General features: G+C 54.0%; 10 protein-coding genes. 6 read left to right on the forward strand and 4 right to left on the reverse strand.

Annotated elements, in window-relative coordinates; genetic code table 11:
- Positions 1 to 46: 46 nt before the first annotated feature.
- The 3 genes from ABDW36_RS13700 (at position 47) to ABDW36_RS13710 (ending at position 2,459) form a co-directional block, all read left to right on the forward strand.
- Positions 47 to 1,537, forward strand: coding sequence for a hypothetical protein (locus ABDW36_RS13700; RefSeq protein ID WP_343702475.1), 1,491 nt, complete (start codon positions 47 to 49; stop codon positions 1,535 to 1,537).
- The gene (locus ABDW36_RS13705; protein ID WP_343702476.1) at positions 1,524 to 1,805 is read left to right on the forward strand and encodes a hypothetical protein; all 282 of its coding nucleotides are present in this window, start codon (positions 1,524 to 1,526) and stop codon (positions 1,803 to 1,805) included. The genes ABDW36_RS13700 and ABDW36_RS13705 overlap by 14 nt, the downstream gene beginning before the upstream one ends.
- A 255-nt stretch (positions 1,806 to 2,060) precedes the next feature.
- Positions 2,061 to 2,459 (forward strand): hypothetical protein, encoded by a 399-nt coding sequence (locus ABDW36_RS13710; RefSeq protein WP_343702477.1) that lies wholly within the window; start codon positions 2,061 to 2,063, stop codon positions 2,457 to 2,459.
- Here ABDW36_RS13710 and ABDW36_RS13715 read toward each other — a convergent pair.
- A complete protein-coding gene (locus ABDW36_RS13715; RefSeq protein ID WP_343702478.1) occupies positions 2,456 to 3,475 on the reverse strand; it encodes a dipeptide epimerase in 1,020 nt (339 codons plus the stop codon). The genes ABDW36_RS13710 and ABDW36_RS13715 overlap by 4 nt on opposite strands.
- A 31-nt stretch (positions 3,476 to 3,506) precedes the next feature.
- On the reverse strand, positions 3,507 to 5,888 hold the full coding sequence (locus tag ABDW36_RS13720; protein WP_343702479.1) for a 4-alpha-glucanotransferase: 2,382 nt from the start codon (positions 5,886 to 5,888) through the stop codon (positions 3,507 to 3,509).
- Positions 5,889 to 6,221: 333 nt separating this feature from the next.
- Here ABDW36_RS13720 and ABDW36_RS13725 point away from each other — a divergent pair, with 333 nt between their 5' ends.
- Positions 6,222 to 7,526, forward strand: a complete 1,305-nt coding sequence (locus ABDW36_RS13725) for an amidohydrolase (protein WP_343702480.1) — start codon at positions 6,222 to 6,224, stop codon at positions 7,524 to 7,526.
- 72 nt (positions 7,527 to 7,598) lie between these two features.
- Here ABDW36_RS13725 and dnaK read toward each other — a convergent pair whose 3' ends face one another.
- Entirely contained in the window at positions 7,599 to 9,506 is a 1,908-nt protein-coding gene (gene dnaK, locus ABDW36_RS13730) for a molecular chaperone DnaK (protein WP_343702481.1), read from the reverse strand.
- Between the two features lie 238 nt (positions 9,507 to 9,744).
- On the opposite strand from dnaK, the gene ABDW36_RS13735 reads away from it, so the two are divergent.
- Both ABDW36_RS13735 and ABDW36_RS13740 read left to right on the forward strand, forming a co-directional pair.
- A complete protein-coding gene (locus ABDW36_RS13735; protein ID WP_343702482.1) occupies positions 9,745 to 11,073 on the forward strand; it encodes an OmpA family protein in 1,329 nt (442 codons plus the stop codon).
- Positions 11,074 to 11,177: 104 nt separating this feature from the next.
- A complete protein-coding gene (locus ABDW36_RS13740) occupies positions 11,178 to 11,768 on the forward strand; it encodes a porin family protein (RefSeq protein ID WP_343702483.1) in 591 nt (196 codons plus the stop codon).
- A gap of 66 nt (positions 11,769 to 11,834) precedes the next feature.
- Here ABDW36_RS13740 and ABDW36_RS13745 read toward each other — a convergent pair whose 3' ends face one another.
- Positions 11,835 to 12,500 (reverse strand): HAD family phosphatase, encoded by a 666-nt coding sequence (locus ABDW36_RS13745; protein WP_343702484.1) that lies wholly within the window; start codon positions 12,498 to 12,500, stop codon positions 11,835 to 11,837.
- Between the last annotated feature and the right edge of the window lie 52 nt (positions 12,501 to 12,552).

Below are 12,552 nucleotides of genomic sequence, written 5' to 3' on the forward strand. Positions count from 1 at the left end.
ATTCGTACCTTAATAGGGTTATACGCACCCCAAAACTATACCCCCAATGAAAAAGGATAAACTGATCGTTTCCAACCGGTCTGCCCTTGCCCGCAAATACGGCGCCGGGCACAAGTCCATCCTGGCGGACCTGCAATCTATCGTTCAATTCGACAAAAAACGCGGGCTCAGTACAGTGGTTGTTTTTGCTGACGATGCCGCGGCCATGAAAAAACACAAGGCCCCTGCCGTAAAAGACGCGGCCAGCGCACGCCAGAACAAATTGGCCATAGACGCCCTGTACCGGTACTTTGAGCCGGATTACCTGTTGCTGGCCGGCGCGCAGGACGTGATACCCTTCCAGCCGCTGACCAACCTGCTGTACAGTGAAGATGATGAGGACGAAACTATTCCCTCAGACCTCCCCTACGCCTGTGAGGCCGCCTACAGCACCAACCCCGGCAAGTTCATTGCCCCCACCCGCGTTGTGGGCCGCCTGCCTGACGTACCGGGCAGCGGCAGCACCGCCTACTTCCGCTCCCTGGTAAAAGATGTGACGGGCAGCAAACCCGGCAACGCCAAAGACTACCAGCAATACTTTTCCGTGAGCGTGCATGACTGGCGGCTGAGCACACAGGAAAGCCTCACCCGCATTTTCGGCCATCACAAACAACTACAAATATCTCCCGTAAAAGGCCCGAAATGGACCAGCGCGCAGCTAAAGCCCAAAACGCATTTCATCAACTGCCATGGTTCCCTTGAAGATCCTTCCTATTACGGGCAGAAAGGCAAGAACTACCCGGAAGCCGTGAATGCCGCGCTGCTGGCCAAAAAGATCAGTAAAGGCACCATTGTGGCCGCGGAATGCTGCTATGGCGCGCAGTTGTACGACCCGTCGCTGACGGAAACAGAACAGCTGAGCATTGCCAACAGCTACCTGTTGCATCACGCCCTGGCCTTCACCGGCAGCTCCACCATTGCCTATGGCCCCGCAGAAGGCCAGGGGCTGGCAGACCTGCTTACCCAGTACTTCCTTATCAATGTGATCAAAGGCGCCTCCACCGGCCGTGCGCTGCTGGAAGCGCGGCAACGTTTCCTGGATGAAATGGGCCCCACCCTTGACCCATATGAACTGAAAACGGTAGCGCAGTTTTACCTGCTGGGAGACCCTTCGCTGGTGATCACCGCCGCCGCCGCCAAAACCATGGAGCAACGCAGCAACCGCAGGGGCAACCTGGCCGCCAAAGGCGTATCTCTCAACAGCTTTATTACCGTACCCCGCAGTGTGGCCGCCCCCAAAAACAATACTACCATGCAAAAGGGCCTGCAATCGCTGCTGAGGGCAAAAAAATTCAGTAAGGCGCCCAATAAAAAGGTATTTGAGAATGCGCCCAAAGCCACGCCCCTGGCCAGGGGCCTAAAATCCATGCAGGCGCCGGTGAAATTTCATGTATATTCGGCATCGTCATTCCATGGAAAGTTCAAAGACACCAAAGTGCTGGTAGTAAAGGAGAAGAATGGCGATATAATCGGGTACCGTGAATATGTCAGACGATAAAAAGAAAATAACGACCGTAAAGGGACAACTGGTGCTGAGGACCTTTGCCCGCACCACCAAAAGCGAGAGCCTGGGCGTTTACCTGCGCACGGCAGACGGCAGCTTCGTGATACGCCCTGCCAGCGGCAATCCCTTTATGAACAACCCTTTGGCGGAACTGGCGGGTAAATACATCCGCGCGGAAGGCCGTAAAAGCGACTATGTTTTTTTTGCCCGGAAGTGGGAAGAAATTACGGAAGAAGAAGCCGGCCTGCCACCCGGCACATGATAACCATAGTGCCCGCCAACCGGCCCACAACCTTTGCCGGCAGTGCATTGCGGACATTTGTTAACAACAAAAACATCCAGTTCCGTCCACCCCTGTATATTCAGGTGGCCGCATGGGCAAAGCGTTGTACATTTAAGGTACAACAAATCTGTCGTCATGATCCGCCATTCTTCTACCCGACAGACTGTTACCTTTTTGGCAGTATTACTGCTAGGCATATCCCTGCAAGCTAACAGTCAGCGAACGCCTGGTATTATGCAGCAAAAAACCGCTGCGCTCATCGGCAAATACCTGGTGTCTTTCAAAAGCCCTTCCGGCACCCTCCGTTACATTCTGCACATAGACAGCGCCCACGGCGTTTTCTTCTACGGGAGGATGGAGAACGATACGCGTTACCACCCGCGCCGCCACGACTTCTGCCACATCAAAGGCATACTGGCAGAAAAGAAGCATTACGATTTTATTATGAAGCCGGTGTTTAACGGAGAGCAGCCCTTTAATCTTTCCTGTGCCCCGTATGAATGGTTGCTAAACAACAAAACGTACTTCCGTTTTGTGGATAAGGACATTATCAGGGGGTACATGCTGGTGAACAATGATCCCGATATACCGCAGTTTACCTTTTCCGGCATGAAACAGCAGCCAAGGCACTAGAACGCCCTGTGCAGCTCCGCGCCGGTGCCGTTGCCTTTGGCGTAATAGATAACGCCATTGCGGATCTCTACGCCGTCTGCAACGTCTTCCGCCAATAGCAGCGGCCCGTCCATGTCTACATAGTCAAGGTAAGGTAAAAGATGCGCTACCGCGGACGTACCTACGGTACTTTCGTTCATGCTTCCCGTCATCACCTTCATGCCGAAGGCTTTGGCCTGCATGATCATTCTGCGGGCAGGCGTAATGCCGCCGCATTTGGTGAGCTTGATGTTGATGCCGTGGAAATAGCCGTGGCATTTCTCCACGTCTGCCTCCACAATGCAGCTTTCATCTGCGATCAGCGGCAGCACAGACTCCTGGTATACTTTTTTCATGCCTTCCCAGTCTGCGGCCGGCATGGGCTGTTCTATGAATTCTACACCCAGCCCTTTGAAGGCGGCGGCGTTGCGCAACGTTTCCTCCACGCCCCAGGCGCAATTGGCATCTACGCGGAAGGTGGCGCTGGTGTGTTTACGCAGTTCGGTGATAATGGCAATGTCATCTTTAGTGCCCAGCTTGATCTTGTAGATAGGCCAGGGAAATTCCTGCAGCTTTTTCACCATGTTCTCTACCGTATCTATCCCGATGGTGTAGTCCGTCATCGGGTTGTGAGACGGGTCAAGGCCCCACACTTCATACAGTTTTTTACCCTGTTTTTTGGCGTAGAGGTCATGCGCCGCCAGATCAAGCGCGCAGAGGGCAAACATATTGTCTGCCAGCAGGGGGTACATAGCCTCCCAGAACGCCTCCGGCGTTTCAAGGCGGTATGCTTCTATGAATGCACGGTGTGTATTGATGGCCTTCACAAGGTCCGGCACGGTGATGTTGTAGTAGGCATTATCTGCTGTTTCACCCAACCCGCTGAAGCCATCCTGCTTCAGTTCAGCTACCAGCAACGGTTGCACGTCCTTGCTTTTCCGGGAAATGGTGAAGGTATGCCGGAATTTCAGTTCGAAGGGATACAGTGTCAGCTCCATGGGTTAAATATACATCGTATTCGTTGATTTCTTACCGGCCGCTATCCTTCACCAGTTGCCGCAACCGGGCGTTGAGGCCGCCTGCCTCCAACAGCGCTTCCAGGGTAAGCGGCATGCGGTAGCGCCAGTACCAGGGCATTACGGCCGGGTTGTTGATACGCTCCTGCTCCGGCGGCAGCCTGGGCAGGGAATCATCTACCGCCAGCCAGTCCTGCAGCTGCGGGATGCACCACATGGCCGGGGATTGCAGTTGTTCTTTTATCACATCCGCCGCGGGGCCGGCATGCCATGCACGGAGGGTAGGCATATCATGCGTGGAGGGCGTTACCACAGAAAGGTAGGGCGCATCCGCCGGGCGGCGGCCTTCATACCTGGGCATGTGCTGCACTTCGAGCGATAAAATGCCCAGCCGCTGCATCACCTCCGGCACACCGGCCGGCACCATGCCCAGGTCTTCCCCGCATACCAGCATATTGGTGGCTTGCTGCAGTACCGGCAGCTTTTTCATGGCCTCCTGCTCCCACAATACATTATGCCGGTGATAGAAAAAATGTTCCGCCAGCGCGGCCAGCCGCTGCTGCACTTCTACTTCCAGCGCTTCAAAAGAGCTGGTGAGATGCAGGTTGAAGCGCGGGTGAAAGCGGCCCGGCTCCGGCTCTATCAGCAATACATTGCCCAGCAGCCGCAGCAGGCCCTCTGTAATATCAGGGGCCAGGCCCGCCTCCACAACCGCTGCCTGCGTGCGGAAAGGAGGCAGCAGCCGGTAACGCCCGCCGCCCGAAGGTTCCAGGCAGATGGCCTTTACCGTAACGGCCTGGGTGCTGAAAATATGATACAGCACGATGTCTGTAATATAGGGCTCGCAATAACGCTCCCGGCTAAACGGGATGCCCCATTCCTGCAATTCGTTTTTGGAGAAGGGCAGCGCAGGCTCAAAATAACCCAGTATACCGTGTATGGCATGGCGGGGTATTTGCCAGATGCGGAAAAAACCCAGTATGTGATCTATGCGGAAAGCCGAAAAATAACGGGCCATGTGGCGCAGCCGCCGCTGCCACCAGGCATAACCCTCTGCCTCCATAGCGGGCCAGTTGTACGTGGGGAAGCCCCAGTTCTGCCCGTTCTCCGCAAAGTCATCCGGCGGCGCGCCTGCCTGCAGGCCGGTGTGAAAGAGGGAGGGAAAGGCCGCTACGTCTACGCTATGCGGGCTGAGGCCAATGGGCAGGTCTCCTTTTAGCGCAATACCCTTGCTGCGCACATCATCTACCGCAGCCGCCAGCTGCAGGTGCAGATGGTATTGTACAAAATGGTAAAAAGCCGCTTCCCTGCCGCCGTCCCGCTTACTGCAAAACGCCGCGTAAGGCTCCAGCCAGTAGCCGTTTTCCTCTACCCAGCGGTGGAAAGCGTCAGTAGCCGTGTGATGGGCGTACAGTTTTTCCAGGCATTGCATTTTGTATCGGATAACCGCCTCATAATCCAGCAGCGGGGAGGCGTTGAGGCGGGCGCGGGTGGTGGCATGGTCAGGAATAAGCTGGCTGAGGGGAAATGTTGTGGCATCATGCGCCAGTGCCTCTATATTCACATACACCGGGTGCAGCGCAAAAGCGGAGATCACCGCGTAAGGGTATGAATCTGTAAAACTGTAATTGACGGTAGTGTCGTTCACCGGCAGCAATTGTATGATGCGCTGACCGGTGGCCAGCGCCCAGTCTGCCAGCAGCCCGATGTCATTAAACTCCCCCACCCCGCAGCTGTTTTCCGAACGGAGGGAAAACACGGGCACAGCTACCCCGGCGGCCCTGGGCGGGGTTTCTGAAAAGCGGGCAAAGCCGTCATGCACCAGTGTTTGTGCGGCAGTGACGAGCCGGCGGTTTTCACCTGGCTCATATTCATGGCCTCGAAGGTATTTGTATTCTACGTGGCGGCCTTCGGGAAGTTGTACGGCGGCCGTGAAATAGCCGGCGGCGCTGCGGCGTAGCGGAACAGCCCGCTGCACGTTCCAGCAGCCCAGCTCCGGCAGGTTGCCGATAAGTTGTAAAGGCTCCCGTGTTAACGGCGCCCATACCCTGAATTCGCAATTTCCCTGCTGCGTTGGCACGGCTTCCCGCACCGGTTGCAGGAACGGCGCCGTTAGCCAGGTATTGCCCACCTCCCCCGGCGGTACCCAAACATCCCGGACGGTGATACGCGGATGATGCTGCAGGGAAATCTGACGGGCATGCCTTTCAGCCAGGCCGTTCAATATGTAACGGTAATGGAAGTCTGCAGGCGTTTCCACATCAATTTCCAGGCGCCACGTGGTTTCATTGAAGTAGGCCATGGGTAACACTTTGCTGGTGTGGCCGCAGGTGTATGACAGGTATAATTGTTCTCCCCAGGCAGATGAAAACTGAACGTAGAAGCAAAGCGTCATGCGGGGAAATTACAAGTTTTTTATGGTTATGTGGGTGCGTGTTTTTTTTATTCGTAATTTGAAAGAACGATTCAAATCAACCGCAGGTAGTCCCTGCGTTAACCCGGACTCCTGTATTTCCAGACCATATGGCCCATCATTTATTTATTCACAGTGATGGAATATTATTCTTATTTCCTGAACAATGTTCTACCTTAAAATTATTAAATAAATGGTGATCATTTCACCCTTTTTTGAAGGCGCTGTACGATTCTGAAAATAGATGCGGGCTTTTTGCTGGAGCACGCATAATCATGCAATATCTGTTTTTTATCAACCGGAATCCTCATCAACATGCAAAAACTGCTGACCACTTTCGCCCTTGCCTGCCTCTCGCTTTCGCTGCAGGCGCAAGACCTCCAGGCACAAATCAGCCAGAAGGCCTCCGCTATTCTGCCTGAAGTCATCAAATGGCGAAGGTACCTCCATCAACACCCTGAACTGTCTAACCGGGAGTTTAAGACCGCCGAGTATGTGGCTGCTCACCTGCGCTCCCTGGGCATCAGCGTGCAAACCGGCGTGGCCAAAACCGGTGTGGTAGGCTTGCTGAAAGGCGGCAAACCCGGCCCGGTAATAGCCCTGCGCGCAGACATGGACGCGCTGCCGGTGCAGGAAAAAGTGGATGTGCCTTTCAAATCAACGGTTACCGCGGAATACCTGGGGCAAACGGTACCGGTGATGCATGCCTGCGGGCATGACAGCCATGTGGCTATGCTTATGGGTACGGCCAGCGTGCTGGCAGGCATGAAAAAAGATATTGCCGGCACCGTGAAGTTTATTTTCCAGCCGGCGGAAGAAGGGCCTCCCGGTGATGAAGAAGGCGGCGCGCCGCTCATGGTAAAGGAAGGGGTGATGGACAATCCCAAAGTGGATGCCGTATTTGGCCTGCACATCAGCTCCGCTATTGAAGCGGGGCATATACAATATAAGCCGGGCGCGGCCATGGCTTCATCCGACTGGTTTACCATTGCCATCAAGGGCAAACAGGCCCATGGCTCTGCCCCCTGGAACAGCGTAGACCCTATTGTGGCCGGCACGCAGATCATTAACGCCCTGCAAACCATTGTGAGCAGGCAGGCCAATATTGTGGAGGCGCCGGTAGTGATTACCGTAGGCAAGTTCCACAGCGGCGTTCGCAACAACATCATCCCGGAAGAAGCACTATTGGAGGGCACTATCCGCACCCTTGACAGTAAAATGCAGCAGGACGTGCATCAGCGCATCCGGCGTACAGCCCTGCAGGTGGGCGCCGCCGCGGGCGCGGAAGTAAAAGTGACCATAGACACCAAAACGCTGGTTACTTTCAATGACTCTGCGCTGGTACAGCGCATGCTGCCTTCCCTGCAAAAAGCGGCGGGAGCCAACAATGTGTCAGTCATGAACTGGGTAACGGGCGCGGAAGATTTTTCTTTTTACGGCACCAAAGCGCCGGCTTTTTTCTTTTACCTGGGCGGCATGCCCAAAGGAGCAGATCCCCGCAAGGCGCCGGGCCATCACACCCCTGATTTCTATATTGATGACAGCATGCTGGATACCGGCGTGAAGGCCTTCTGCCACCTGGTGTTTGATTACGGCCAGACAACAAGCAACAGAAAATAGGAGCCTGTTCAAATAAAAAAGGCCCGGACACATTCAAGTGCCCGGGCCAATAGCTATTCAACTAAAACAAACTTATTTTACTTCTTCAAACTCGGCATCTGTCACAGTGTCTCCTGCCTGCCCTTGCTGGCCGCCTTGTTGCTGGCCGGCTTGTGCATCGGGGCCGGGTTGGCCCTGCGCCTGGGCTTTGTAAATTTCTTCTGAAGCAGCCGTCCATGCGGTGTTCAGCTCATTTACAGCAGCATCTATCTGTGCAATGTCCTGCGTTTTCTGTGCTTCGCGCAGTTTTTCCAGCGCAGTTTCTATCGGTGCTTTTTTATCAGCAGGGATCTTGTCTCCGTACTCTTTCAGCTGTTTTTCAGTCTGGAATACGAGGCTGTCTGCCTGGTTGATCTTTTCCACCTTTTCACGGGCGGCTTTGTCTTCCGCTTCGTGCGCCTTGGCCTCTGCCTTCATCTTTTCGATCTCGTCTTTGTTGAGGCCGCTGCCCGCTTCAATGCGGATGTTCTGAGACTTGCCGGTGCCCTGGTCTTTGGCCGTTACGTGCAGGATGCCGTTGGCGTCAATATCAAACACCACTTCAATTTTCGGCACGCCACGCTGTGCAGGCGGCAGGTCGTTCAGGATGAAACGGCCCAGCGTTCTGTTTTGGGCTGCCATGGGCCTTTCACCTTGCAGCACATGTATTTCAACACTGGGCTGGTTATCTGCCGCAGTGGAGAATATTTCGCTCTTTTTGGTAGGAATGGTGGTGTTAGACTCTATCAGCTTGGTAAACACACCGCCCATGGTTTCAATACCCAGAGACAGCGGGGTTACGTCAAGCAGCAGCACGTCTTTCACTTCACCGGTCAGTACCCCACCCTGGATAGCGGCGCCAACGGCCACCACTTCATCAGGGTTCACGCCCTTGTTCGGTTTTTTGCCGAAGAACTTCTCTACTACTTCCTGTATTTTGGGGATACGGGTAGAACCGCCCACCAGTATTACTTCGTCAATTTTAGACACGTCCATGCCTGCGTCAGCCAGCGCTTTTCTGCAGGGCTCCAGGGTCCTTTCCACCAGGGTATCGCTCAACTGCTCAAATTTGGAGCGGGTCAGCTTTTTCACCAGGTGTTTGGGCACACCGTCTACCGCCGTAATGTAGGGCAGGTTGATCTCGGTTTCCTGGGAAGAAGACAGCTCGATCTTTGCTTTTTCTGCCGCTTCTTTCAGGCGTTGCCATGCCATGGGGTCTTTATGCAGGTCTACCGCTTCGTCTTTTTTGAACTCATCGGCCAGCCAGTCCATGATCACCTTGTCAAAGTCATCACCACCCAGGTGGGTATCGCCGTTGGTAGATTTCACTTCGAACACGCCGTCTCCCAGTTCGAGAATGGAGATATCGAAGGTACCACCGCCAAGGTCAAATACGGCAATGATGCTGTCCGCATGCTTTTTATCAAGCCCGTAAGCCAGTGCAGCAGCGGTAGGTTCGTTGATGATACGGCGTACCGTGAGGCCGGCAATTTCACCGGCTTCTTTGGTGGCCTGGCGCTGGGCGTCATTAAAGTAAGCAGGCACGGTAATTACCGCTTCAGATACTTCCTGGCCCAGGTAATCTTCAGCCGTTTTTTTCATTTTTTGCAGGATCATGGCAGAAATTTCCTGCGGAGTGTACAATCTGCCGTCTATATCGATACGCGTAGTGTTGTTATCTCCTTTTGCTACCTTGTAGCTCCAGTGGGGGATCTCGTTGGATACTTCGTCATAATGGCGGCCCATGAAACGCTTCACCGACATGATGGTATTGATCGGGTTGGTGATAGCCTGGCGTTTGGCGGGGTCACCTACCTTTCTTTCGCCGTTCTTTAAAAAAGCAACAACGGAAGGCGTGGTACGGCGGCCTTCATCGTTGGCAATTACTACCGGTTCGTTACCTTCCATTACGGCAACGCAAGAGTTGGTAGTTCCTAAGTCAATTCCTATAATCTTTCCCATAATAATAATGTTCTCCTTTGTGAAACAGTGTAGCCTGAAAGGTTTCAGACCTTGATGGGTATTCAATGATTATGCCAAGGCATGGCAGTATGCAATTATGTCAGTTTCCGCGCAAATATACTTGTATAAGAATTAAAAAGATGTCTTCCCCATTACAACACAGTGGCGCAAAATTTGTTTTCCTTGCTGTACACCTAACCAAATTCATATGAACAGAACCATGAAATGGGTCTTCAGTATGTTGACCGTTTTACCCCTGGCAGGCCTGGCGCAGACCCCGCAGGCCACGGAACCCACCCCCACAGGAAAAGTGTTTGGCGGCAGCCAGCAATTCCGGACTTTCTCCATTGGCGTTAACGCAGGGGTGTTAATGCCCGTTGTTGCCACCGGCGGCAGTAACGACTTTACCAAATGGCAGCTCAACTATGGCTACGGCGCCAATGTTAAATGGCAAATCCTCCATTTCCTGGGCCTCCGTGCAGACTTTATGGGCGGCAAGGTAAAGGGAGACAACAGCCGTGAGCTGGGCAACGGCGCCAACCCCAACCGGCAGTACGAATCGTTCGAGACCACCCTCAAATGGTCAGGCAGCCTCAACGCCGTGTTCAATGTAGCCACCATCAACTGGCTGCACCGGCAGGGCGCCGCGCAGCTGTACCTCTCCGTGGGCGGCGGGCTGGCCGGGTACAACCCTGAAGTGACTACGCCCGGCGGCGTTACCACGGACTACAAGCCTTCCGGCACCATCAAGGAGTTTTATGTGCCCGTGGGCGCCGGCATCAAGTTCAGGCTGAGTGACATCACCAACCTTGACCTCGGCTACACCATGCATTATGTAGACGGAGACAACTTTGACGGGTATAACTACAACCCGCCTACGAAAGACAAGTTCTCCTACGCCCACGTGGGCATCGAGTTTGCCCTTGGCAACCGCGCCAAGCCGCAGCTGCAGTGGCATAATGCCCCCGCCGTGATGTATGACGACCTGGTGGCCCAGAAAGACCAGCTGAAGCTGGAGCTGGACGCCCAGAAGGAAGCCAACGCCAAACTGGCCGCCAGTGTTGACAAGCTGCAGGCAGACAGTGACGGTGACGGCGTTTCAGACCTGTTCGACAAATGCCCGAACACACCCAAGACTGACAAGGTGGACGGCTCCGGCTGCCCCCTTCCCAAGGCAGATACCGCCAAACCCGGCCCCGTACAGGTTATTATTACGGAAGACGACCGGCGCCTGGTGCGGGACGCTATTGCGAACCTGGAATTTGCCACCGGCAAGTCAGACATCAAACCGGCCTCCTACCCCTCACTTAACCGGGTAGCAGACCTGCTGAAACGTAAAAACCTCAGCCTGAAACTGGCAGGCCATACAGACAATGTGGGCAACGATGCCAGCAACATGCGCCTGTCTAAAGACAGGGCAGAGTCCGTAAAGGCTTACCTGGTTTCCCAGGGCGCCAACCCCAGCCGTATTGAGGCTACCGGGTACGGTGAAACCCAGCCCATTGCCTCTAACAAGACGGCAGCCGGCAGGCAGAAGAACCGGAGGGTGGAATTCACCATCTACTAGTGTATCTGACAATGATATGACAACATGACAAAGGCCTCCGCTCACCGCGGAGGCCTTTTTATCGGCACACTATTTGTTAAATGGAAGCAGGCAAGCTTTAACATATGACAAAAAGATTGTCTTTATTGATTTTATCCTTTTTTTCTCTCGGCAGGGCCGCTTCCGCGCAGGAAGTAAGCTTTGGAGCGAAGGGAGGCCTCAATATTGCAGACCTGACCAACGTTTCCGCGTCAAAAGCACGGGCGTCTATTCACCTGGGGGCTTTTGCAAAAGTGCGTTTTACGGAAGAGTGGGCCGTTCAGCCGGAGCTGGTCTATTCCGGCCAGGGCGCCAAAATAGACCCCAACGTACCGCTCCTGGGAGATTATACCCTGGCGCTGAATTACATCAACCTGCCCGTTATGCTGCAATACCACCTGATCCCCGAATTTCACCTGGAGGCAGGCCCGCAGATCGGTTTCCTGGTTGCAGCCAAAGCAAAAGAAGACGGCAACAGCATCAACCTGAAAGATGAATACAAGGGCATGGACTTTGGACTCGGTTTTGGCCTGGGTTATACGTTTGACATGGGGCTGGGTGTGAACGCGCGTTATAATTTCGGCCTTACGGACGTGTTTGACGGCAACGGAGACAGCCGCAAAAATTCTGTAGCGCAGTTTGGCGTGTATTATATTATCGGGAAGGCAAAAAGATAGTATCTACCTATAAAATCCGGAGCAGTGTACCATTCCTGGTGCACTGCTTTTTTTTGGGCGTAAGTATCAGGCAAACTCCAGTACCGGCCTGAAGCTGCGCTCATCCACGATCACGTCTGCCACTTCATTCACCTGCGCGCAGGTAGCGTTGAAAGCCACGCCGGTACCTGCACGGCTCAGCATGCAGATATCGTTCACACCGTCCCCGATGGCCAGTACGTCTGCCGCATCAATGGCAAACTGGCTGCTGATGTGGCGCATCATATTGCATTTGCAATAGTCGTGCTGGCAATCGCTGTGCTGCAGGCGGCGGAAGTTGTAGGGGATATGCACATTACCGGTAGCAATGTTATCTTCAAATTCCAGCTCGTTGGCGCAGCTGAAATCCATTTTCAGTTTGTTCTTCACGTATTCGGTGATGCAGGTGTAACTGTCACTGATAATGCCGCAGACATATCCTTTCCTGTGCAGTTCCGCTACTACAGCGGCGGCATCTTCCACTATCGGAATGGAGGCTACAACGCCCATCAGCTGCTCCTGGCGGAAGCCTTTGAGCAGGGCGGCAATTTTTTGGGTACGCTCAACGTCCGGGTAGCCGGCCGCAACAATGTTCCGCAATGCATCCGTAAAACCCAGCGAGGCGGCGGCAGTGTGAATAAAACTGCGCTGCAGCAGGGTGTTGTCCATATCAAAAATGGCCATCTTTTCGAATGTACGGGTCGGCTTTATCATATCAGGTTATTACATGAACAAAACAGGCAAGGGCATAAATGACTAGTGCAAA

Source organism: Chitinophaga sp. (assembly GCF_039596455.1).
Classification (GTDB): Bacteria; Bacteroidota; Bacteroidia; order Chitinophagales; family Chitinophagaceae; genus Chitinophaga.